The following is a 23,471-nucleotide window of genomic DNA, read 5'->3' on the forward strand; positions in this document are numbered from 1 at the left end:
GAAAAGCTACTGCAACACGAGCTCAAGCACCGCAACGTAATGGCAGGCCGCACCAAGAAGCACAAAAAAATGCCAGATCGCGTTCTGGAACCGCAATTGCTGCCAGAGATGGAACACCAGGCCAAATGTGTAAAGCGCGCCGCCGATGATGACGAGCCTCAGCTCCCCTGGCGGAAATAATCCCTTCGCTCCCTCATACAGCAGGATCCCGCTCCAACCCATCAGAAGACAGAAGCCGATTGAGGTGCGCTCGAAGCGACCGGGGCAGAGGAGCTTTATCATGATCCCGAGGACGGCAGCGCTCCACAGGCCGATCAAGAATAGGCCGGCAAGAGAACTGTTCTTCAGATCGACGATGAATGGCGTGTAGGTCGCAGCGATGAGGAGAAAAATCGCCGAATGATCAAACCGCCGCAGCAGCCATTTGGTGCGGGACACCGGCCACAAATTAAAGGCGGCTGAGAAAGAGAGCATCGACAACAGACCCCAGACATATATCACGACGGCGATAATGCTCAGCAGGGTCGCTGAAACCAGGCTGAGGACAATAAGCATGGGGCCGGCGATTAATCCGAGGCACACGCCGGTGAGATGGACGATACCATCAGCGATTACCTCGAGCGGATCGTAGTCCCAATCGATTGCACCAGGCTCTGCCGCGATATGGCGGCGGCCCGGGGCGGTGAAATCACTGCTCATATGCTAGAAAGGCGAATGAGCCTTGAACGTTCCACGTTCCGGAAGCAGCAATCGCGCGGGAATAAACAACGTTAAGATTCGATGCTCGTCAGCGTCGAACTGCCGATGCCGTAGGATTTCGTTGAGGGCGAGGCCATCAAGGCGCGCTATGCGAATATCTTCCACGTCTGATCGTTGTGGGTGTCCTCCCGGCAGGCGCCACGGCTCGTTACCTCGTTCGCGGCGCGTCCGCCTCGTCATAGGCGAGCAGTGCCGCCTCGATGAGGCTCGCCGACAGCGCGCATGCATGGATGGCGAGACCCAAGATGACCATGGTTGCGGGGATCATGATTTCGAGCAGTGGAAAGCCCGACAGGGGCCGGCGCCGGTAACACTCGTGACCGCAATACCGCCTTCGCGTGGCAACGTCTCGCAAGTAGGTTGTTTGCAGCGGATGACCGCACCTGTCGCAGGTGCAATTCGCGTTGGGCGCGCTGTGGTTGACGAGCACGTATTTCACGACGTCAACTGCACGGCTCGGCGCGCTTTTCAAGAGCTCGCGCGGGCAGGATCGGGCCGTCCGGCAGGAGGGCCGCGCTGCTCTGGCGCAGCAGCGCGTAGCAGCGCTGATCACAGAAGGGGATTCGCGTTCTGATGTCCCGCAGATAGCTCGTTCCGATCGGCGAAAGGCACAGCATGCAGAACGTTCGCGGGTGAGGCGTCCTGCCGTTCACGCAGATGAAGTTCATGTCGCGCCTCCCAGGGCAAAGCAGTAAACGGTGTCGGGTTGCCCGTATGCGCTCGGCGGCGGAGCGCAGAGGTGATTTCGCCCGTCGGGGTTATCCCTGTTCCGCTCGACCTTCTGCGCGGGGATGAGAATGTATTTACCGTCCTCCCTGCGCTTTGCGTAGATTTTGCCGTCCACATATCTGATCTCGGTCGGATAGCAGTCCGCGTCGTTGCAGCAGCTCAGCGCTGGGTTATCCGGCATGTGCCAGTTCGAATAAAACTTTTCGTGCAGGGCCTGGTCCTCGGGCGGATGATGGCGATGCGCCGCCTCCGCGCCGGTTTCCCCTCGGATCTCCTGCGCCTGGACCGGGACGACCAGGGAACCGCAGAGCCCGCCGCACATCAGCAAGGTGTAGAGCAGCCTCATGCGGTCCCCCGCCTTCAGCCCATTGACGCGGCAAACTCGCTGCGAAGATTGCGGCCGTCCTCCCCGTACGCCTGAAACCGGAACAGCCAGCGGCGATCGCGCTCGCGGCGGGCCCTGAACTGGTCGAGGCATCGGCCGGAGCAGAGCGCCGTGCGCCAGGAATAATGGCGGATCAGACCAAACTTACCGCCGCAGATGGCGCAGCGCTTCGATCCGTTGTGGTGAGGACATTCCGAGCTGCTATGCATGTTGGCTCCTGTTGACCTCGCAGGGACGGAAGCTCGGGACCGGCTGATCGCCGTCGCATGGCGCGCGCAGAAGAAGCGTTAGCTCCGGTTCGTGGCGGGATGTCACGTCTTCCGGCGCGCATGGCGGCAGCGAATAGAGAGCGTCACCCTCTGGGCCGCTTGTCTACCCGGGCCCGATTGGTGATCACACTAGCGGGCGCCAAGCCATCTGCTCAATCCTACGGAGGTTGGCGCCTGCCATCAAAAGGCATAGAGGGGCTATACGAAGGTTTGGCGGGCATCAGGCGGGCCTTAAGGAGGTATTCCTAGACGCATCGGTTGGGAATGCGGTGCAGTGCCAACCTGACGTAAGTAGGGGTTGCGGCGCGCCGACCCGAGCGTTTCGTTTACCGGAAACGAATTGTCGCGTCTTTCGCAAAGTGCTCTACTTCCTACACCGGATAGCGCCGGATGGTCTGCCATGAAGCTCAGTCAGGCCACAAGTGTCGGGAATTCGGCCGCGCAATTGCTCTTGGGCAGCGCTGCGCTGGCGCTGGTGACGCTAGGCGTGTTTTCGCTTGGCCTTGCTCCGAGCGCCTTGGCCTACCTGCTCGTGATCGTGGCCGTCTCCGCCATCGCCAGCTTTGCGGTGTGTTCCATCCTGTCTCTCCTGGCCACTCTGGCGCTGATATGGCTTTTCACTCCGGACATCCTTCGCTTGCGGATCGACGATCCACGACAGATCGCAGCAGTGGCCGCTTTCTTCCTCGCCGCCCTGATGGCGAGCGGCGTAATCGCTCATCTGCGTAACGAGAAGAACAGCGCGCTCGAGTACGCAGCCAAACGGAGCGACGGCGAGGTCGATTTGCGCCATGCGGTCAAGCAATGGCAGGAGGTCTTCGAGCACAATCCAGTGATGTATTTCATGGTGGACGCCTCGGGAACGGTCCTGAATGTGAATAGCTTCGGCGCGGCGCAACTCGGCTATTCGGTCGCGGAACTCACCGGTCAATCGGTGCTGAACGTCTTTCTTGCCGAAGATCGCGACTTCATCCGCAAACAGATGGGCGTCTGCCTCGAGTCGGTCGGTCGGTCCCATACCTGGGAGGTTCGCAAGATCAGGAAGGATGGCTCGGTGCTTTGGGTCCGGGAAAATGCCAAGGCGATGACGCGACCGGGCGGCGAGCCGATCGTGCTGGTGGCCTGCGAAGACATCACCGAGCGCAAGCAGGCCGAACAGAAACTTCGCGAGAGCGAGCAACGCTTCCGCGATTATGCGGAGACCGCTTCCGACTGGTTCTGGGAGACCGGCCCCGATCACCGGATCACCCGTATCTCCGAGCATCCGGAGACGGCAGGCATGGCGCCTTCCGGCGTCATCGGGCTGATGCGCTGGGACATCGCGCCTGACCTCTCGCTCGAGCCGGAAAAGTGGCGGGAACATCGCGCAATCCTCGATGCTCACCTTCCGTTCCGCGACTTCGTGTACCGGACCAAGGATCGCAATGCAGTCTCGCTTTACGTTCGGACCAGCGGCAAGCCGTTCTTCGACGCGGACGGCAAATTCCAGGGCTATCGCGGCGTCTCGACGGATATCACCGCGGCCATGCGCGCCGAGCAGGCCGAGCAGGCATTGCGCAAAGCGCAGGCCGAGCTGGCCCATGTCACGCGGGTGACCACGCTCGGCGAGCTGACGGCTTCGATCGCCCACGAGATCAACCAACCGCTCGCGGCGGTGATCGCCAATGCCGATGCCTGTATAAGCTGGCTGGAACGCGATCCTCCGGATCTCGCCGCCGCCCGCACATCAGTGGAATGGATCATCGAGGACAGCAACCGGGCCGGTGAAGTGATCCGGCAGGTCAGAGCGCTGGCCAGGAAGACGGAGATCGAGAAGGTGTCGCTCGATCTCAATCAGGTCATTGGCGAAGTAATGCCGCTGGTTCAACGCGAGTTCGTGAGCCACGCGGTCGTGGCGCGAACCGAGCTTTCCCCGGCTCTTCCCAGAATTATCGGCGATCGCATTCAGCTCCAGCAGGTGATCATCAATCTCGTGATGAATGCAATCGAGGCCATGGACAGCGTAACGGATCGGCCGCGTGAGCTCGTCATCCACTCGAGCGGGGACGAACGCGGCGTGCTGGTCAGCATCGCGGATTGCGGCGTCGGCATTGATCCCGACGTTGCCGAGTCCATGTTCAACCCGTTTTTCACGACCAAGCCTGGCGGCATGGGCATGGGCCTGTCGATCTGCCGCTCGATCGTCGAAGCTCATGGCGGCAAGCTGTCCGCTCGCGGCAATGGGCGCGGCGGCGCCACTTTCGACGTCACGCTCCCGCTGCGCCAAGAGGATGCGCCGTGAGCGAGCGCGCTAAGCCATCAAGTGATCCGGCTACAGGCGATGATCCCGTCGTGTTCATCGTGGACGATGACCCCTCGATGCGTCGTTCGCTCACCAATCTCCTGCGAACGGTGGGATTGCAGGTGGAAGCGCTCGGCTCGGCTCAGGAGATGTTGCGGTGCAAGCTTCCGGACCAGCCGAGCTGCATGGTGCTGGATATCCGCCTGCCGGGACTGAGCGGGCTCGATCTGCAGGTCGATCTTGCAAAAGCCAAGGTCAACATTCCCATCATCTTCATTACCGGCCACGGCGACATTCCCATGACCGTCCGTGCGATGAAGGGCGGCGCCGTCGATTTCCTCACCAAACCGTTTCGCGATCAGGATCTGCTCGATGCGGTCGCCGCCGCGATCGAGCGCGATCGCAAGCGCCGCGAGTCCGAGAAATCGCTCGCCGATCTGCGCGCGCTGTTCGAGACCCTGACCCCGCGCGAGCGCGAGGTTTTGGCCCTGGTCGCCTCCGGGCTGATGAACAAGCAAGTGGCGGCCGAGCTTGGTCTCGCGGAGATCACGGTCAAACTCTATCGCGGGCAGATCATGAGGAAGATGCGTGCGAGGTCGCTTGCCGATCTCGTCAGAATGGCCGAGACGCTTGGCGTTCGTCCGGCCAAGCCCGACGTACAAACCTAAGTATGGTTTTACAATTGCTCGCGGCGGGCTCAGTTTCCTTGCTGGGTTGCGGCGCTTGGCGCATGGGCTTCCCATCTGAGGAGCAGTCGGTTTGTCAGCGCCTTCGGTGATCGCGGTGATCGACGACGATGCCGCCGTGCGTGCCGCGACCAGGAATCTGCTGATCGCACGTGGCTATGTTGTCCATGCCTTTGCCTCTGGCGAGGACTTCCTGCGCTCGCCCGAGCTGCAGGACATTTCCTGCGTGATTGCCGATGTCCACATGCCCGGCATGAGCGGGCTCGACCTGCTGGCCCACATGCGCGGAAACGGCATCCGCACTCCCTTCATCTTCATGACCGCCTTTCCCGATGACCAGGTGCGCGCCCGCGCCCTGAAGCAGGGCGCGATCGGATTTCTCGCCAAGCCGTTTGCGCCGCCGGCCTTGGTGAGCTGCCTTGATCAAGCACTGAAGCGCGAAAGCGGAGAGACGTGAGCGGGTAGGCTCAGCTCCGTGACTGCTCAGGCGTATCTGCTTCACCAGCGTCGCTTCCATTCATGACTTTGCGCGGGGCAAGTAGCGGTGTGTGCTGGCGCACTTCGCGTGGGGCCGCCCGGACGGGCGTGGCGCGCCCGATCCTTGGTTTCAAATCGGCGAGATCGATGAAAGCGTCGGCCTGTCGCCGCAATTCGTCCGCGACCATCGGCGGCTGGCTGGTGATCGTGGAGACAACCGTGACGCGGACGCCGCGGCGCTGCAGGGCTTCGACCAGGGAGCGGAAGTCCCCGTCGCCCGAGAACAGCACGATTTCGTCGACGAGCCCGGCGAGCTCCATCGCATTGACGGCGAGCTCAATTCCCATGCTGCCTTTCAGCTTGCGCCGGCCGGTCGCGTCGACGAACTCCTTCGCCGCCTTGGTGACGACGGTGTAACCGTTGTAATCGAGCCAGTCGATCAGAGGGCGAATCGATGAAAATTCCTGATCCTCGATTATCGTCGTGTAAAAGAAGGCGCGCAGCATCGCGCCGCGGTTCTGGAATTCGTTGAGCAGCCGCTTGAAATCGACGTCAAACCCAAGCGCCCGAGAGGTCGCATGGAGATTGGTGCCGTCGATAAAGAGCGCGATCCGGTTGAACGCTGACATCGCGGCGCTGATCTCCAACTCGGGATGCGCTAGCAAAATGGTCTCTCTGCTCACGTCGTACTTGCCGGTCGGAAGACGCCGAGCTGGAGAGAAGCTGAAAAAGGCCGCATCGACGACCCCAGGAGGAGGAGGAGGGTCGCCGATGCGACGGTACATCGACCAAGTCCCAACTTCGCCAACGCACCGAATGCCCAAGCCGTAAGCCGGGCCGCCGGCGCGCTCAACTGTACGAACGTAAATGGCCGCCATCGAAACGGATGGATGGACTATACGAAGGTTTGACGGCCGCTCCGTCCTGCGGCAGGGCCGAGGCCAATTGCCGCCATTATCCCCTGGCACTAACTCATGAACTGACGGGCTTGGCATTAGGCTGTCATCGCGAGCGCGAGGGCCGATCATGGAAGACTTGAAAGTCACGGCCACAGGATACGACTTTCGGCCTGCGCACGTCGCCATGCAGCGGTACGTTGACGGCAATCTTCTTTCTGGAGTCTCTTCCGCGGTACTCGTCGGCAGAGAGCTGGTCGATGTGACATGCATCGGATGGGCCGACAAGGAAGCGCAGATACCATTGCGGGTCGACCACATCTTCCGCGTCTTTTCATACACTAAGCTGGTGACATCCTGTGCCGCGCTTCTCCTGTTCGAGGAAGGTTGCTTCCAACTGGATGATCCGATTGACGCGTTTATTCCGCAGCTAGCGAACCGCCGTGTGCTGCGCCGCGGAGCGACGTCGCTGGACCAGACCGAACGGGCCGTGAGGCCGATCACCATTCGCCACCTGATGAGTCACAGTTCGGGGCTGAGCTACGGTCTTTTCGACCCCGGCACGTTGATTTTCAACGCCTACACCGAGCGAAAGGTGACCAATCCCGCCACCACGCTTGCAGAGATGGTGGATGCGCTGGCCGACCTGCCGCTGCTCTATCATCCCGGAACATCCTGGGAGTACTCGGTGGCGACCGACGTCTTGGCGCGTCTTGTCGAAGTGATAAGCGGCCAGCGCTTCGATGCGTTCATTCAGTCGCGAATTCTTGGACCGCTTGACATGGCGGACACCGGGTTTGTGGCGTCGGATCCCGATCGCCTCGTCGCCTACTACAAGGGCGCCGACCTGCTCGATCCCATGAAGCCGGGACTGAGGCGCGCGGACGACGCGCCATATCCGGGGGCCTATTTGCGTCCCTTCCCGAGGCAAAGCGGCGGTAGCGGACTGGTCTCAACCTTGCCGGACATGGTCGCGCTCATCCGAAGCCTGCTTCCGGGCGGTCCGACCTTGCTTAAGCCGGACACCATCAAGCTGATGACGACCAACCAGCTACCGGAGGGGGTGTGGATGCGCTTTCCTCCTTACGGCGAACTGCAAGGCAAGGGGCACGGCCTCGCGGGCGCGGTGATCGCAGAGCCTGCTGCATATGACCATCGGGACGCGAGAGGTGAGCTGTTCTGGGGGGGACGTGGAGGCACCCAATGGTGGATTTCACTCAACGCGAACACCGCGGGCGTGATCATGGCGCAGCGTGATATGGGGCATCCATTCGTGGTCGAGTTCAAGCGGCTCGCCTACGAAGCGGTCGAGCGCAAGAGCTGACAAGAATGGCCTCGCATGATGATGGCAAGGCTGGACGACTTGGAGCGCTGTGGCGGATTGGCCATCCACCGCTAACGGGCTATGATCAAGCTGGATCTGAACGAGTCCTTCTGCCTGAACTTCAAAGAGTCGAATGGAGGAATGGTCATGTCGGTCCCTTGCAAATTCGAACGCAGCCTCCTCAGCCACGAAGAATATGAGACGATCCGCCTGACGCACCATCCCGCCATCTATGACGTCGAGGTGGTTGAGCTTGAGGCCATGCGGCAGAGGTTGCGCAAGATGCGTGATAAGGAGCGAACGCTCACCCGGCAAAAGCGGCGAGAGGGACGCGGAAAAGCCGAGGCTCGTGGAACGAGCTTTCCAGGAAACACCGAGCATGCATCAGAACGAAAGCAAGTCTTCGCCGCCGCGCTGAAGCGGGTGAACACGGAGCTCAGGCGCCTTCACAATCTCGCAGCCCGGACCGCACATGTCGAAGCGGCGCGAAAGGCTCTCGTGCTGCATCGAGCCGCGAACTTCGCGACTTATCCTCCTGCCGGAGCCACCGCGGACGAAGGCATGGTGCCGAAGGCGAGCAAACGCCGAAGAAAGATCATTACAGGCGCAACAATTGGACGAGTGTCGCAGGCGACCAAAGTCGCTCAGGCGGTGCGAGACGCGCGAGGTGTATGAGCCTCGACCGACGCACCCTGACAAGCGACCGCCATCGCGACACCGCCCTCGCTTGTTCTGGACGGCCGCCGCCATCATCACCGTGCAAAGCGCGTGAATACCAGATCGTGATCTCTAACATGCGCCTCGTGGCAGGGAAGGCAGGTGCGATGTTGCATCTCATCGACGGGCATGCCGTCGACGAAGCGGCCAAATCCCCAGCCGCCGGTCGCTGCGTATTTGGTGGCATCCTTGACCATGACCTGCACCGTCGTCGCGGCGCCGGTAACGAAGGCACCGTCCAGCCCCTCCAGCGGCACATGCTTCCAGGCGAGTTTCACCAGGATCGTGCCATCGGGAAACGGCAGCGTTCCCTGCTGATAGGCCTTCACGGCAACATCATTGCCGAGAACGCCTCTCAGCTCGTCCAGCCCCTCTTCATGGGCGACGGCGATCATTTTCCAGTCGCGGTATCTATCCGGAATGGTGACGCCGAAGATCGGCGAGGCCGCGCGAGCGGTTTGCCCTCGCACCAGCGAGGGACCGAATTGCGCGATCATGAGCAGCAGTACGACGATGAGCACGCCGATGACGGTGATCCTGCGCATGGCAATCCTCGTCAAGCAAGCGCAGCGGCGTCGATGACGGCTTCTGCGAAGGCTTGCGGGGCCTCCTGCGGTAGATTGTGACCGATGCCGCCCTTGATCTCGCGGTGCTCATACTTGCCTGTGAACTTCTTGGCATAGGCCGCCGGCGGCGGATGCGGCGCGCCATTTGCATCGCCTTCCAGCGTGATCGTCGGCACGGCGATGACGGGAGTTGCCGCAATGATCTTGTCGAGATCGGCATAGCGCGCCTCGCCTTCGGCAAGCGCCAGCCGCCAGCGGTAGTTGTGGATCACGATCGCGACATGGTCGGGGTTCTCGAAGGATTTGGCGCTGCGGTCGAAGGTCGCGTTATCGAACTTCCACTGCGGCGAGGCGAGCTGCCAGATCAGTTTTGAGAAGTCGCGGCGGTATTTCTCATAGCCTTGCCGGCCTCGCTCGGTAGCGAAATAGAACTGGTACCACCATTGCAGCTCGGCGGATGGCGGCAAGGGGAGCTTGCCGGACTCCTGGCTCGAGATCAGATAACCGCTGACCGAGACCATCGCCTTGCAGCGCTCAGGGTAAGCCGCGGCGATGATATTGGCCGTCCGCGCGCCCCAGTCGAAGCCGGCAAGCGTCGCGCTTTCGATTTTGAGTGCGTCCATCAGCGCGATAATGTCTGCGGCGATCGCTGCGGGCTGGCCGTTCCGGAACGCATCGTTCGAGAGGAAGCGCGTCGTGCCGTAGCCGCGCAGATAAGGCACAATGACGCGATAGCCGGCCTGTGCGAGCATCGGCGTGACATCGAAGAAGCTGTAGATGTCATAGGGCCAACCGTGCAGCAGAATGACAGCGGACCCATTGGCCGGACCAGCCTCGGCGTAGCCAACGTTCAACAGCCCGGCGTCAATCTGCTTGAGCGGAGCGAAGGAGGTATTGGTTCCCGGCTTCCCCGGGTGCAGCGCCGGCTTCGCCTTGGTTTGCGCGCTCGCGGCGCCGATCGCACCAAGCTGAGCGGCGGCGAATGTTGCCGCGGCGACGCCAAGAAAATCCCGGCGGCGATGATTGATGTCCTCGGACATGTCGATCTCCCTCTTTGACTGTCCCGGCGCGCTCATGCACGTCACTGCAGCCGGGACTGGGAAACCATAACTTCATGCCGTGTCTCGCGCTTTCAGAATGCATGGATTTGTACTTCGGAACACTATGATTTCTGCGGCAGAGGGGCTGTGCTAGATTGCGAACTCGCTTGGAATGAGCCCGCAGGATTGACGATTTGCTCTATGTTTTCAGTGACTTCGTTCTTGATTCCAGCCGACGCGAGCTGCGTCGCGGCCAGGATCAGGTTCCCCTCGAGCCGCAGGTCTTCGATCTCCTGGAGTTTCTCATTCGCGCGCGTGAGCGCGTGGTCAGCCGCGACGAACTTCTGGAAGCCATCTGGCACGGGCGCACGGTCTCGGACGCCACCCTCTCCAGTCGCGTCAACGCGGCACGCACGGCGGTCGGCGACAATGGCGAGGCGCAGCGGCTGATCCGCACGCTGCCCCGCAAGGGCATCCGCTTCGTCGGTGAGGTGCACGAAGCTCCGGACTCGCCCTCTGCGGCCCCACTCGGAGAACCAGCCGGCCCGGCTAAACCGGAGGAGCCGTCGATCGCGGTCCTGCCTTTCACCAACATGAGCGGCGATCCCGAGCAGGACTTCTTCGCCGACGGAATGGCCGAAGACATCATCACCGCACTATCCCGCTGCAGCGGGCTGTTCGTCATCGCGCGCAATTCCTCTTTCCTCTACAGGGGCAAACCCGTCGACATTCGAGAGGTCGGACGCGAGCTCGGCGTCGCCTATGTGCTGGAAGGGAGCGTCCGCCGCGGGGGCAGCCGCTTGCGGATTACGGGACAACTGATCGATGCCGGGTCGGGCCGGCACCTGTGGGCCGACCGTTTCGAAGGCGATCTGAGCGACGTCTTCGACCTGCAAGACCGCATCACCGAACGCGTGGTCGCCGCGATCGAGCCGACCGTGCAATCCGCCGAGGTCGAGCGTCAGAAGTCGAGCAAGCCGAGCCGGCCTGACGCCTATGATCTTCTGCTGCGCGCCTACGGGCTCGAGCACGCCTTCACCGCCGAGAGCACGGCGGCTGCGCTTGCCTGCCTCGACCAAGCGATTGCGATCGATCCATCCTACGCGCCGGCGATCGCGATGGCGGCCTATTGTCATGCGCTGCGCCATTTTCAGGGCTGGATCACGCCCGATGGTGCGCACAGCGCCCAAGGCGTCAGGCTGGCCTGGCGCGCGGTCGAGCTTGCGCCGAACGACGCCCAGGTGCTGTGGATGGCGGCGTTCGCGATCTGGAACATGTCGCACGAGAAGCGCGACGCGGCGGTCGAATGGTTCGCCCGCTCACTGCTGATCAATCCAAACTCGGTGATGGCACTTTCGCTCGGCGGCTGGATCGAGATCATGCGCGGCAACCAGAAAGCCGGCCGCACCATGATCGAACGCGCCCGACGCCTCAACCCGCGAGACCCGCGTGGCTGGTTCATTTCGGGTGCTATGGCGATCGCCGCGATCGCCGACGAGGATTATCCAGAGGCCATTCGTTGGGCCGAAAAGGCGCTGACGCAGAACCGGCGTTTTGCCGTGGCCTTGCGGGTGCTCATCGTCGCGCTCGTCAAGCTCGGTCAGAAGGATCGCGCAGGCGCAATCGCGCGAGAGTTGCTCGACGTCGAACCGGAGTTGACGATCTCCAGTTTCTTCCAACGCATCCCTTTCCCGCGCGATGCGATGGCGACAACCTATGCCGAGGCTCTTAGAGCCGCCGGCGTGCCGGAGTGATCAGGCGGCGAGTGTATAGAGATTCTTCTGGATTTTCAGCGCAAGCTGTGAAGCAGCAGAAGCAAAATAGCCTAATAAGCTACCAGCAAAGAAAGTTCCATGCATTGTTGCATGCCCTGGGGGGCAATCAGGAGGAACGCTGCCCCGAATGCAGGCGTTTGTACCCTGCAAAGGAGGGACGACTATGCAACATTATCGGGCGTTCATGTTGGACACTGCAACTCTGCGCGAAGATCTTGCCCTTATGGAAAAGCAGATTCAGTTCAATCCGAACGACAACGATCTTGTCAACAGATACCTGACATATGCTCGCAAGATTCGTGAAATTGAATATCGCGAGAACGGTTATGTCACTGCACGGAACGAGTCATCTAGCAATGCTAGCTTGGAAAGGATGAGACGATTGCCGGAGGATTTGGCCATGCTGTTAGCTTATTTGCCCGCCCTGATATTCGAAGCGGTTTTGGAGATGCTGAGTGAGCCTCCTCGACGTGCAGATGCTCAGAGCAAATGTGATGATCCGGAAGGCGACCATCGCCAGGGCGGCTGAAGATGGTCATCATGATCAGTTCGTCTCGCGGGCGAATCACGTTGGCTCAAGGACGTTTTACCCTCGCGTAAGCCGGGTGTGTCCAATCCGTTGCTGCGATGATGGCCGCCTCAATTGGCGGCCTTTTTAAGTTTCGAGTGTCGCTTATTTGCGCCCTGAGCTGAACAATGCACGGCCGTCGGGAGCTGGCGGGGTCTTGGCTCTGAGTGGCGACGACTTCCGAGTCTGACACATCAACGAAGTGCCGGCACGCCTGGTTAAGGTCCGCTCAAATGGGCATGGCGGGCTAGCTTTGCTCGCCCTGAGCTTTTCGCATTCTGACACCCGTTGCGGAAGTCGGGCGCGCCCTCTAATCTCGACGACATGACGAGCGAAGGCGCATCAGTTCTTGCCTCTAAGCTGTCGGCGTTCCCGCGCTTGGGGCTCGCCAGCCTGCCCACGCCTCTCGAACCAATGAGTCGGCTTACGGCGCATTTGGGCGGGCCACGCTTATGGGTGAAGCGTGAAGACGCGACTGGTCTTGGCTTTGGCGGCAACAAGCTGCGTAAGCTCGACTATGTACTTTACGACGCCGTTTCATCCAAGGCTGACGTGCTGGTGTCCGGCGGCGTCGTCCAGTCCAACAGCCAGCGCCAAGTTGGTGCCGCAGCGGCCAAGCTCGGCATTGAGTGCCATCTGGCTGTCTACCACGGTCGTTTGGCTCCGCCGACGCCCGAGTACGCGTGTTCGGGAAATGCGCTGCTCAATCGGCTCTTCGGAGCGCATCTTCATGACGTGCCGTGGACAGGAAATCGCAACCTGGCGATTGAGGAGCTAGGAAGTCGGCTTAGAGAAAAAGGTCGTCGGCCTTATTTCGTCCCATACGGGGTGTCCAGTCCACTCGGCGCGGTCGCCTACGCATCAACGATCGTGGAGATCGCGGAGCAGTCGCGGGCACTCGGCGTTCGGCCCGCCGCGATCGTACATTGCACCGGCAGCGCCGGAACACAGGCCGGTCTTGTTGTCGGCGGATCGGTTGCGATGCCTGAGACGCGGATCGTCGGCATAGATATCGATGCCGAACCAGAGCGCGTACGTTCAGACGTTATCGCTTGCGCAAGAGCGGCAGCCGATTTGATCGGCACCCATTTCGATGAGAACGATGTCGAGGTCGTCGCCGGGCACGCTGGTCCCGCCTATGGCGTGCCGCACGCGGCGACCATCGAGGCCATCAAACTTGCGGGAGCGCTCGAGGCCTTGCCCGTTGACCCAGTCTACTCTGGCAAGGGATTGGCGGGCCTGATCGCGCTTGTTCGGGAGAGACGATGGCCACCCGACACGGACGTTATTTTCATCCATACCGGCGGAGCACCAGCTCTGTTCGCCTACCACAGTGTGCTCGGCATCTGATCGGCCATTCGCTTGTTCGTTGTTGGCAAATCAACGAAGTGCCGGCCCGCCTCGTTGAGGCCGCTCACGTGGGGCATGGTGAACTAGTGTCCTGAACCAGAAGTTCGCAACATCTCGTCCTGTTGTGCCGGGGTATTGTAACGGCAGAAGCGCTCGATGGAAGCAAGGATGTCATCGGCGGATTTAGTCCACCGGAACGGCTTGGGATTGGCGTTGTGTCGGTCGATGAACGAAGTGATGTCGGCCCTGAGGGCGGCGACGCTGCGATAGACGCCGCGCCTGATCTTTTTGTCGGTAAGGAGCGCAAAGAAGCGCTCGACCTGATTGAGCCATGACGAACTGGTCGGGGTGAGGTGCACATGCCAACGCGGCCTTTTGCGAGCCATTTCCGGATCAGCGGGGTCTTGTGCGTGGCGTAGTTATCCATGAGGAGATGGACGTCGAGGTCGCGCGGCACAGCGGCCTCGATCTCGTCCAAGAACTTGCGAAACTCGGCGGCACGATGGCGTCCGTAGCACTTGCCGATGACCCGTCCGGTCGCAATGTCGAGGGCGGCCAACAGCGATGTGGTGCCGTGCCTTTTGTAGTCATGGCTCCTTCGGGCTGGCTGGCCGAGGCGCATCGGCAGCATCGGCTGGCTGCGGTCCAGTGCCTGGATTTGGGACTTCTCATCCACACACAGAACGATAGCGTGCTCTGGCGGCGAGACGTAAAGACCCACGACGTCGCGCACCTTGGCCACGAAGTTCGGATCGCTCGATAGCTTGAACGTCTCCAGCCGGTGCGGCTGGAGCCCGAAGGCCCGCCAGATGCGTTGTACCGTCGACACCGACAGGCCGCTGGCCTTCGCCATGCCGCGGGAACTCCAATGGGTGGCGTTCTCGGGGCAGTTCTCCAGCGTCCGCACGATCACGGCTTCGATGCGGGCATCATCAATCGTACGCGGCGCTCCGGAGCGCGGCTCGTCATGCAACCCGGCCACCTGCGCCGTCTTCCGCCGCATCGTCAGCGACTGCAGTTCGGCACGCTCGTCATCGCTCAATATCATGGGTGCTAGTTGCTGGGCTGCCATCAGATCCTCCGTCGCTGTTGCAGCCGCCATCTCTGGCACAGCGACGCGAATCTACGGCGAATCTACGATTGCGAACTTGTGACTCGGGACACTAGATTTGCTTGGTCTGAGCTTTTCGCGTTTTGACTTCAAGCGCACCTCGGCCATTGGTTCTGCTGTTCATTTGTTCATTTCGGGAATTGGGCCCTTGATCGGCGGCTTCTGCTCGCATGACAAGCGCCTCGACGACGCCGGAGCGTCAATCCTCCTTTCGCCCATCGTGGTGGTGTTGTTTCTGGCAGGACGCGGTCGGCTTCTTTTGCTGCCGTTTTGTTGGTTGACCGTTGTTCTGATCAGCGGTCGGGGGTTTCATCTCCGCACGCAACATGCTTGGCCTACCTGTGAGCACTGCCGTCACGGGGGCTCTCTTCATTGCCCTCCTGGCAATCTAGAGGGAGCAGTCGAGATAGGGAGAGAGCCATCGCTTCCTGATGAGGCCTGCCTTGCGCCATAGCGCGCCACGCCGCTATGCTGCCGCGCGCGGCGCTGTACCGCGCGGTCGAGTCACTACCGGTGATGGCGGCGGGCATGGTGACGCCCGAGTGCGTCGGGCGCAAAATCATAAGAGCGGTAGCGCTCGCCGCTTAGAGATGCCGCCGCCGGCCGACGCACACGCGCCCGGCTGATACCGGCGCGACAGGACGTCGTGGCGAAAATCATGCCGCGTGAACACGGGGTTGACCCGACTCTTGAAGGGTCCTCGATCCCTCGCGGACTGGTTATCTGACTCCCGTCGATTACCGTGTAGTCGCGCGGGTAGCGCTGCCCGGTTCAACCAGTCCGACATCGTTTCATTTTCCCGATGCGGTTGGAATCGATGAAAACCTTTGCAAGTGTCTGGTTAGTGGCTAATGCGGGGCTCGTCTGTGAGCTGTCCCACTCCTCGTATTTTCGTGATGTTTTCTTTCGTAATGTTTGCTTTTTGCCGTGCCGCGGCCAATTCCGTCCTGACGCGTCAGCTGGCAACAATAGCGCTTACTGCGGTGGATGAGTCTGCTGTTGGCCGCATGCGAAGTACGGCGTCATTCTGAAAAGGTCTGCTTGTCGGGCTGGTGCGGAAGGTGACGGGTGCAGTTCCAAATTCGCGGTTTTGACCTTAGCGGACCATCGGGGGGTTAAACTTACGCGGACGTTGCGCTAATTGTCTTCGATTATGAGCAGACCACGTTTTTTGTCGCCGTCGAGGGTGTCCATCGCAGAGAACAGTAGCTGGCGCTGGATCAGCCAAGGCTTGTAACGTTCATTCACATCAAGAACGAACACCAAATCCTCGGCCTCCAAATACCCTCCGATCGGTGAAAAGTGGCCGACGCCGGCGCCAAAAATTGTCTCTCGGGCAAAATTGATAATGTAACGGCGGCCGGGGTCGTTGCTGCGCTTCATATGCTCGCGGAATTCCTCGCCCGTCAGATTCCGAAGTACGGTGATCCTCCGACGGGTTTTGGCTCGCGCGACGTCCGCAAGCTCATCAAGCGTAAGCCCCATAAAGCAAATGCCTGTCCAACACTTACCTGTTCCTTCGAGCACCTGGGTCTCGGTTGTCTTCTGCTCGCCCAGCGAACGAAGCGTGTTCGCGACACTCGCTGGGCCACAGCGCGAGCTATTCGATTGCCACGTGATTTCCGTCTTAAACGTAGTCGCGACCGGAAGTCGCCATGCGCGCTCGATCAGTTCTGGTCTGTGAATGACCGAAGATTGGATCGCCTCTGGCGGCACGCCCGGCCGACTAACGGCGAAATAGCCAGAGCCGCTAAGCAGAACGAAACCGACTGCTACACCGAAACGTCCGACGGGCTTCATGGAGGGGACCCTTAGAAGCGGCTGGAGGCCATAACGCGATCACACCCAGATGCATCCGCCAGGAATGAGAACGTCCGCTTTCGGATTCCTGTCTGCATAGAGTTTTAACAGTTACCCGGTTCGGGCGCATGTTCGGCAGCTCACATCACGCAAGAGAATCCTGAGTTCCCGAACGCAATATCGACAGGTTGTGACCGAGACCGGTCAGGCAGCCTAGACAAGCTATCTCCCCTGGGGAATTATACGAGGCAAGCGAACTGGGGCGCCATCATGGACCTCGGAGGTTGGCTACGGAGGCTTGGCCTCGAACAGTATGAGGCAGCATTCCGAGAGAATAAGATCGACGACACGGTCCTGCCGAGCTTGACGTCGGAGGATTTAAAGGAGCTCGGTGTCGTATTCGTCGGGCATCGTCGTAAGCTGCTAGATGCCATCAGCGCCTTGCGCGCTGAAGCGAGCGCACCAGCGCCCTTATCTAAGACACCTCTGAGAACCGACAAAGTCCCCACCGACACCGCTGAGCGGCGCCAAGTCACGGTGATGTTCGCCGATCTTGTCGGTTCGACAGCGCTCTCAACACGTATGGACCCTGAGGACCTGCGCGAGATCATTTCAGCCTATCACACGTGCGTCGCCGATACTGTGTGCCGTTTCGGGGGCTTCGTAGCCAAATACATGGGCGATGGAGTTCTCATCTATTTCGGTTATCCGGCAGCCCATGAGGATGACGCCGAGCGTTCAGTTCGGGCCGGCGTCGCGCTGATCGATGCGGTTGCAGCCCTCCCGGCTCCCGAGCCGCTGCAGGTGCGGGTTGGGGTCGCCACGGGCCTGGTTGTCGTGGGCGATTTGATTGGGTCCGGAGAAGCGCAGGAGCGCGGCATCGTCGGCGAGACGCCCAACCTCGCGGCACGCCTGCAGGCCGTTGCCGCGCCAAATACCGTTGTCATTGCTGAGAGCACGCGCAGGCTCGTCGGCAATCTCTTTGAACTGCAGGACCTCGGGCCAAAGGATCTTAAGGGGATTGGAGGACCGGTGAGAGCTTTCGCTGCGGTGCACGCAAGTTCCATCGCAAGCCGCTTCGAAGCGATGCATCCCGGCGGACTGACCGCACTGATCGGACGAGAAGAAGAGCTTGAGCTGCTTTTGCGACGCTGGAGTAGAGTGAAAGCCGGAGAAGGCCAGGTGGTGTTGCTATCCGGTGAAGCCGGCATCGGCAAATCGCGACTCGCCGTGGCGCTACTGGAGCACCTCGCTGGCGAGCCACACACGCGCTTGCGGTATTTCTGCTCAGCGCAGCGTACCGACAGCGCCCTTCATCCATTCATCGCACAAATGGAGCATGCCGCCCGACTCGCGCGCGACGACACACCCGCAAGCAGGCTCGATAAGCTCGAAGCGGTACTCGCGCACGCGGCGGCGTCGATCGAAGATGCTGCGCTCTTTGCCGCGATGTTATCGCTTCCAAATGATGGCCGCTATCCCGCGCTCGAGCTGACGCCGCAGCAGCGACGTGAGAGAACCCTGGAGGCCCTCGTTTCGCAGCTGGAACCACTGACACGTCAAAGTCCGGTGCTAATGATCTTCGAGGATGCTCACTGGGCCGACCCGACGAGTTTGGAAGTGCTCCGTCGGGTCGTAGACCGAATTCGCGCACTTCCCGTTCTGCTGGTTGTGACGTTCCGGCCGGAATTTGAGCCGGAGTGGTTCGCTGAGCCCCACGTAACGGCTCTCATCATTAATCGACTGGCAGAGTGCGAAGCCAGCTCCATGATCGACCATATCGTCGCCAGCAAGCTGCTGCCGGAAAGCATTCGGCAGGACATCATCGAGCGCACAGACGGTGTTCCCCTGTTCGTGGAAGAAATGACTAAGGCGGTCCTGGAGGCCGGAGGCGAGAACGCAGAGCAGCGGACCATCCTCGCATCGCCGTTGCCGGTCCTCGCGGTGCCCGCAAGCTTACATGCGTCCCTGATGGCACGGCTTGACCGGCTCGGTGCCGCCAAGGAGGTTGCGCAGATCGGAGCGGTGATCGGGCGGGAGTTCTCATATGAGCTTCTGGCTGCTGTCTCAGAAAACGGAGATGAAGCACTTCAAGCGGCCCTGGAACGGCTTCTCCATTCTGGACTGATACTCCGTCGTGGAACAACTTCGCGACCGACTTTCCTGTTCAAGCACGCTCTGGTTCAAGACGCGGCGTACAGTAGCTTACTGCGCAGCAAGCGCTCCATGTTGCATGGCCAAGTTGCTCGCGTTTTGCAGCATCATTTTCCTGATCGTGCGGAAGCGGAGCCGGAGCTTGTAGCTCGTCACTTCACGGAAGCCGGACAAGCAGAGCCCGGCATTTTGTACTGGTTGAAAGCTGGCCGACGTGCCGCGGAGCGCTCGGCGAACGCGGAGGCATTGCGACACCTCAACCGCGGCTTGGCTTTACTGCTAAAGCTGCCCGGCTCGATTTGGCGGGATCAGAGCGAGCTCGAATTCCAGGTCGCTTTAGGAACGCCTTTGGTAGCCTCGCACGGTTGGGCCAGCCCAGAGGTGGCGACTGCCCGTGCGAGGGCGGCTGAGCTATGTGAGAAACTGGGTGATCCAGAGCACCTTCTGCCTGTCCTGTTTGGACAGGCCATCTACTGCCTCAACCGCGGGAAGACCCTGGATGGACTGGCGATCGCTAATCGCTGTTGGTCGGTGGCCGAGAACAGGGGGGATCGGGTTGCGCTACTAGTAGCGCACCGCGCAATGGGCAGTGCACTCCTTCAGATGGGAAGATTTGCGGACGCCAAAGCGCACCTTGAGCCGATTCTTTCGCTTCACGACGCGGAGCGGGATGGCGCCCTAGCTTCCCAGTACGTAGTCGATCCGGGTGTTTCGGGAGGCTCGTTTTTCGCGTTGACGCTTTGGATTTTGGGATACCCAGAGCAAGCATTAGCAGTTCGTAATAAAGTATTCAGTTTGGCGCCGAGACTGAACCACGCAAACAGCAGTGCGTTTGCTTATTTCTTTGCGGGGGCCCAATTGAGCGAGTTGATTGGCGACCTTGATAGCCTGAACAATTTCGCCGGAAGCGCCATCGAGCTCTCGCAGCGATATCAACTACCAACTTGGAACGCGCATGCATCTGTCTTGGTGGGATGGGCGCTGGCTCAGACTGGTCAACTCGAACGAGGAACCATGCTTTGTGAGGAGGGAATAGCCAAGCTGCGAAAGACCGGGACCGAATATCATTTATCGCATTATTTTTGCCTATTAGCGGTGATGTACGCAAAGATGGGCAATCGTCAAGCAAGCTTGCGGGCTTTGCGCGAATCAAAGGATAGCGTCACAGCGACCGAAGAACATTTCTGGGGAGCGGAGCTACATAGGACGGAGGGAGAAATAGGTCTGTCACTAAGCGAGCATAGGAGCAGGTGCGAGGAGTGCTTCTTGCAAGCAATGAACTTGGCCCGTAAGCAACGGGCAAAATCCTTTGAACTCCGAGCTGCCCTCAGTCTTGCTCGGCTCTGGAAAAGTCAGAATCGGATTCAGGAGGGCCGCGAGCTTCTCAACCCGCTCTACGGCTGGTTCACCGAAGGCTGCAATACGCGCGATCTGAAGGAAGCTAAGGCGCTGCTTGACGAGCTTGCGTGAAGAGGTAATCCGTCGTGTCCCTTGAGATGGTGTAGCTCGGTTTAGCGCAGCCGCTCGCGACGCGCGCGCCCACATAGCGCCGTAGCGAGCGAGCGGTTTCGCGGGGCGGTCATCGATGATTCGTCGGTAAGGTTTGGGTTGCGACGCCAACCTGATTTCGAGGAACCACCGATGAGTGACGACATGATGAACCTGCGCGCGCTCGTGGAGAACCCCTGATGCCGATCTGTTGCGCGAGATGATCGGCTTTGCCGCCCACCGGCTGATGGAGCTCAAGGTCGAGCGCCTGACCGGGGCCGCTTACGGCGAGAAGAGCCAGGGGCGCCTGGTCCAACGCAACGGTTACGGCGATCGGAGCTGGGAGCGCCGGCACCGTCGAGCTGCGCATCCTCAAGCTGCGCGAGGGCTCTCGCCGAAAATCTGACTGATGAACTCAAGGCAGTCTGGGCGGAGCGAAAGGCGGGTCATCAGCCGATCGTTGCGGATCGACCTACCTCTCTGAGGTTTTGGAAGCCTGCACCGCGGCGCCGCTTGACTCAATGCAGACCACCTCGAAGCCGTTCGGCCCTACAGGGCTGGGTCCTCAACCATAGTTTCGATCGCGCCGTACCGGCCGCCGCTTTTACCGCCATGTGCAATCTCTATAGCATCACCACCAACCAAGCGGCCATTATTGCCCTGTTCCGGGTCGTCAATCGCTACGTTGGCAACCTGCCGCCGATACCCGGCGTGTTTGCCGATTACCCCGCACCCATCATCCGCAACACCGATACCGGCCGCGAGTTCACCCTGATGCGCTGGGGCATGCCGCCACCGCCGCGCACGGGTGGGCTTCCGGTCACGAACATCCGCAACACCTCGTCACCGCACTGGCGGGGTTGGCTCAAACCTGAAAACCGCTGCCTGGTGCCGGCGAACAGCTTCGCCGAGTACGCGCCGGAGCCGAACCCGGAGACGAAAAAGAAAGACGTCGTGTGGTTCGCGCTCAATGAGGACCGGTCGCTGTTCGCGTTCGTCGGTCTCTGGACCACGTTCAACGGCGATCGCGGCCCCAAGTCGAAGCCGATCCCGGGACCGCACCAGGTCTACGGCTTCCTGAGTACCGAGGCGAATGCAGTCGTGAAGCCGATCCATCCGAAGGCAATGCCTGTGATCCTGACCACAGAGGAAGAACGCGACGTATGGATGCGCGCGCCTTGGGATGAGGCGAAGGCGCTCCAGCGGCCGTTGTCGGATGATGCGCTCAAGATCGTGATGCGTGGGGCGGAGAAGGAAGATCAGCTCGTAATCACCGCCTCGAGATAGCTGCCAGGGACAACGAGGCTGTCGCAGCCACCCCAATTCGATTTCTCGAGCAGATCGAGAATGTCGGCTTCCAGTGCAGCCGCGCTCTCGGTATCAAGCGCGGCGAACGCGCGGTTGGTGGGACCATAGAACGAGCGAAAGACGTGAAGCCAATGCTCCGGCGACTCGTAACGGAAGGTGAAGGTCTGCTCCGAGACGTTGATTTGATGCCCCGGAAACAGCTCGCCAAGACCTGCCGCGGTGCCCCACAGGGTAGGCGACTGGATGCCGGGTGGAGGCGCCGCATACCTTCCGACAAGCTTCAGGAGCTGACCGATGAATCCGTCCGGCGTCCAGTTGGCGAGCCCGATCTTTCCGCCTCTGCGCACCACACGGACGAGCTCGGCGGCCGCCTTCTCCTGGTTCGGGGTGAACATGACACCGAACGTGGACAAGGCCACGTCAAAGCTGCCATCAGCAAACGGCAACGCTTCGGCGTCAGCTTCCTGAAAACTGACGGAAAGGCGCTCTGCGGCGGCGCGCTCCTTGCCCCGCTCAAGAAGCGCACCGACATAATCCGTGGACGTAACGCGTGCGAAGCGGTGGGCTGCCGCCAGCGTCGCATTCCCGTTGCCGGCAGCAACGTCGAGAACGGCGGTTCCGGCGCGCATATCGACAGCCTCGCACAGTCGCTCGCCGACAATCTGAAGTGTCGTTCCGATCATCGCATAGTCACCCGCCGACCAGACAGCGTGCTGGCGTTGCTTGATGGCCGTATAATCGAGGGGTGGCGTCATCACTGACATTGGTCATCTCCCTTTGCCCGGATAATCCGCCCGAAAGCGGCCTCGCGTCTCGCGAATGCGCACAGGACATCTCATGGCCCCCCGAATGCATCCAGTTCAGGATCTGAACGTCACTGGTACAGATTCTGAACTGGTCAAGCGGTGGGGCAACTCGTAGCCTGCCGGGCTCCGGAGGTAATGGCCGAAGGGAGGCGCTCGCATGTCCGATGGCGGTTACAATCAGTTCTGCCCGGTTTCTATGGCAGCGGAGATCATCTGCTCCCGCTGGACGCTGCTCGTCTTGCGCGAGCTCGTGATAGGATCGACCCGTTTCAACGAATTGCGGCGAGGGGTGCCGAGCATGTCGCCTGCCCTTCTTTCCAAGCGGTTGAAAGAGCTCGAAGCCGCCGGGATCGTCATGCGCGTCGCCGCTGAGCGCGAGCCTGGCGTCCACGAATATCGTCTCACTGAAGCGGGAACGGAACTGCGTCCTATTATCGAAGCGATCGGGGTCTGGGGACATCGATGGGTTACAACGCAAGCCACGTTGAAGAACCTCGATGCCAGTCTACTGATGTGGGACATCAGGCGAAATATAAATACCGACCCAATGCCGCCACGCCGCAATACCATTCAGTTCATCTTCAGGGACAGGCCGGTCTCGGAGCGCAATTATTGGCTCATAGTGGAGCCTAGCAAAGAGGTTGATCTGTGCCTAGTCGATCCGGGGTTTGATGTTGATCTTTACGTATCGACTGATCTGCAATCGATGACCGAAATTTGGCTCGGATATAGGACCATCGACCAAATGTCTGATGATGGTCGACTTGTCTTGACGGGAAGCACTACGTTGACCGCCGGTCTACGCGCGTGGTTGAAGCTCAGTGTGTTCGCCAATCTCGAGAAGAAGGTCGCTTAGGCGACGTGGCCGTTGATCCGGGACTGGCGTCTGCCTGGGTTTGGCGCAGCGACCAACGCTTGCGGCGATCCCGAGTGGAGGGACTGCTGAGAATGCGGTCCGGAATGTCGCTTGTGGGCCATCTCG

At 60.7% G+C, this 23,471-nt stretch carries 19 protein-coding genes and 2 pseudogenes; 12 read left to right on the forward strand and 9 right to left on the reverse strand.

The genetic code is table 11. The features are described 5' to 3' along the window. Positions 1–6 precede the first annotated feature (6 nt). The 3 genes from P6U23_RS09665 to P6U23_RS09675 all read right to left on the reverse strand — a co-directional run bounded on the left by P6U23_RS09665 (position 7) and on the right by P6U23_RS09675 (position 1,834). Positions 7–699: a hemolysin III family protein gene (locus tag P6U23_RS09665; protein ID WP_407179378.1), complete on the reverse strand. Its 693-nt coding sequence runs from the start codon at positions 697–699 to the stop codon at positions 7–9. A 503-nt stretch (positions 700–1,202) separates the two neighbouring features. After that, entirely contained in the window at positions 1,203–1,427 is a 225-nt protein-coding gene (locus P6U23_RS09670; RefSeq protein WP_407179380.1) for a hypothetical protein, read from the reverse strand. Further along, the gene (locus tag P6U23_RS09675) at positions 1,424–1,834 is read right to left on the reverse strand and encodes a hypothetical protein (protein WP_407179382.1); all 411 of its coding nucleotides are present in this window, start codon (positions 1,832–1,834) and stop codon (positions 1,424–1,426) included. The genes P6U23_RS09670 and P6U23_RS09675 overlap by 4 nt, the downstream gene beginning before the upstream one ends. Before the next feature lie 708 nt (positions 1,835–2,542). Here P6U23_RS09675 and P6U23_RS09680 point away from each other — a divergent pair. The 3 genes from P6U23_RS09680 (at position 2,543) to P6U23_RS09690 (ending at position 5,566) form a co-directional block, all read left to right on the forward strand. Beyond that, the gene (locus P6U23_RS09680; protein ID WP_407179383.1) at positions 2,543–4,423 is read left to right on the forward strand and encodes a PAS domain S-box protein; all 1,881 of its coding nucleotides are present in this window, start codon (positions 2,543–2,545) and stop codon (positions 4,421–4,423) included. Next, positions 4,420–5,091 carry a response regulator transcription factor gene (locus tag P6U23_RS09685; protein WP_407179384.1) on the forward strand — a complete coding sequence of 224 codons (672 nt, stop codon included), beginning with the start codon at positions 4,420–4,422 and terminating at the stop codon, positions 5,089–5,091. Before P6U23_RS09680 ends, P6U23_RS09685 begins: the two co-directional genes overlap by 4 nt. Before the next feature lie 91 nt (positions 5,092–5,182). Beyond that, positions 5,183–5,566, forward strand: a complete 384-nt coding sequence (locus P6U23_RS09690) for a response regulator transcription factor (RefSeq protein WP_407179385.1) — start codon at positions 5,183–5,185, stop codon at positions 5,564–5,566. A gap of 10 nt (positions 5,567–5,576) precedes the next feature. Here the strand turns inward: P6U23_RS09690 and P6U23_RS09695 are convergent, their stop codons facing one another. Next, a complete protein-coding gene (locus P6U23_RS09695; protein ID WP_407181396.1) occupies positions 5,577–6,215 on the reverse strand; it encodes an NYN domain-containing protein in 639 nt (212 codons plus the stop codon). A 397-nt stretch (positions 6,216–6,612) separates the two neighbouring features. On the opposite strand from P6U23_RS09695, the gene P6U23_RS09700 reads away from it, so the two are divergent. Both P6U23_RS09700 and P6U23_RS09705 read left to right on the forward strand, forming a co-directional pair. Beyond that, complete coding sequence (locus P6U23_RS09700) at positions 6,613–7,806, forward strand: serine hydrolase domain-containing protein (RefSeq protein WP_407179386.1); 1,194 nt, start codon at positions 6,613–6,615, stop codon at positions 7,804–7,806. A gap of 147 nt (positions 7,807–7,953) precedes the next feature. Continuing rightward, a complete protein-coding gene (locus P6U23_RS09705) occupies positions 7,954–8,481 on the forward strand; it encodes a hypothetical protein (protein WP_407181397.1) in 528 nt (175 codons plus the stop codon). 77 nt (positions 8,482–8,558) lie between these two features. Here the strand turns inward: P6U23_RS09705 and P6U23_RS09710 are convergent, their stop codons facing one another. Next, positions 8,559–9,020 (reverse strand): cytochrome P460 family protein, encoded by a 462-nt coding sequence (locus P6U23_RS09710; protein WP_407181398.1) that lies wholly within the window; start codon positions 9,018–9,020, stop codon positions 8,559–8,561. A gap of 59 nt (positions 9,021–9,079) precedes the next feature. Beyond that, positions 9,080–10,129 carry an alpha/beta fold hydrolase gene (locus P6U23_RS09715; RefSeq protein WP_407179388.1) on the reverse strand — a complete coding sequence of 350 codons (1,050 nt, stop codon included), beginning with the start codon at positions 10,127–10,129 and terminating at the stop codon, positions 9,080–9,082. A 194-nt stretch (positions 10,130–10,323) separates the two neighbouring features. Here P6U23_RS09715 and P6U23_RS09720 point away from each other — a divergent pair, with 194 nt between their 5' ends. From P6U23_RS09720 to P6U23_RS09730, 3 genes are all read left to right on the forward strand, one after another. Next, entirely contained in the window at positions 10,324–11,883 is a 1,560-nt protein-coding gene (locus tag P6U23_RS09720) for a winged helix-turn-helix domain-containing protein (RefSeq protein WP_407179389.1), read from the forward strand. A 184-nt stretch (positions 11,884–12,067) separates the two neighbouring features. Next, entirely contained in the window at positions 12,068–12,433 is a 366-nt protein-coding gene (locus P6U23_RS09725) for a hypothetical protein (protein WP_407179391.1), read from the forward strand. Positions 12,434–12,796: 363 nt separating this feature from the next. Next, the gene (locus P6U23_RS09730; protein WP_407179393.1) at positions 12,797–13,822 is read left to right on the forward strand and encodes a D-cysteine desulfhydrase family protein; all 1,026 of its coding nucleotides are present in this window, start codon (positions 12,797–12,799) and stop codon (positions 13,820–13,822) included. Positions 13,823–13,905: 83 nt separating this feature from the next. Here the strand turns inward: P6U23_RS09730 and P6U23_RS09735 are convergent. Next, a pseudogene (locus tag P6U23_RS09735) lies at positions 13,906–14,894 on the reverse strand (IS630 family transposase). 1,176 nt (positions 14,895–16,070) lie between these two features. Then, the gene (locus P6U23_RS09740) at positions 16,071–16,733 is read right to left on the reverse strand and encodes a phytochelatin synthase family protein (RefSeq protein ID WP_407179394.1); all 663 of its coding nucleotides are present in this window, start codon (positions 16,731–16,733) and stop codon (positions 16,071–16,073) included. Positions 16,734–17,003: 270 nt separating this feature from the next. Here P6U23_RS09740 and P6U23_RS09745 point away from each other — a divergent pair, with 270 nt between their 5' ends. The 3 genes and pseudogenes from P6U23_RS09745 (at position 17,004) to P6U23_RS09755 (ending at position 21,662) form a co-directional block, all read left to right on the forward strand. Next, positions 17,004–20,357: an AAA family ATPase gene (locus P6U23_RS09745; protein ID WP_407179395.1), complete on the forward strand. Its 3,354-nt coding sequence runs from the start codon at positions 17,004–17,006 to the stop codon at positions 20,355–20,357. Positions 20,358–20,528: 171 nt separating this feature from the next. Further along, positions 20,529–20,767: pseudogene (locus P6U23_RS09750) on the forward strand (transposase); the annotation flags it as partial. A gap of 220 nt (positions 20,768–20,987) precedes the next feature. Next, the gene (locus P6U23_RS09755; protein WP_407179397.1) at positions 20,988–21,662 is read left to right on the forward strand and encodes an SOS response-associated peptidase; all 675 of its coding nucleotides are present in this window, start codon (positions 20,988–20,990) and stop codon (positions 21,660–21,662) included. Here P6U23_RS09755 and P6U23_RS09760 read toward each other — a convergent pair. Continuing rightward, entirely contained in the window at positions 21,635–22,447 is an 813-nt protein-coding gene (locus P6U23_RS09760) for a class I SAM-dependent methyltransferase (RefSeq protein WP_407179399.1), read from the reverse strand. The genes P6U23_RS09755 and P6U23_RS09760 overlap by 28 nt on opposite strands. A gap of 199 nt (positions 22,448–22,646) precedes the next feature. On the opposite strand from P6U23_RS09760, the gene P6U23_RS09765 reads away from it, so the two are divergent. Continuing rightward, complete coding sequence (locus P6U23_RS09765; RefSeq protein ID WP_407179401.1) at positions 22,647–23,345, forward strand: winged helix-turn-helix transcriptional regulator; 699 nt, start codon at positions 22,647–22,649, stop codon at positions 23,343–23,345. The last annotated feature ends 126 nt before the right edge of the window (positions 23,346–23,471 follow it).

This window comes from Bradyrhizobium sp. STM 3562, from assembly GCF_045571435.1.
Classification (GTDB): domain Bacteria; phylum Pseudomonadota; class Alphaproteobacteria; order Rhizobiales; family Xanthobacteraceae; genus Bradyrhizobium.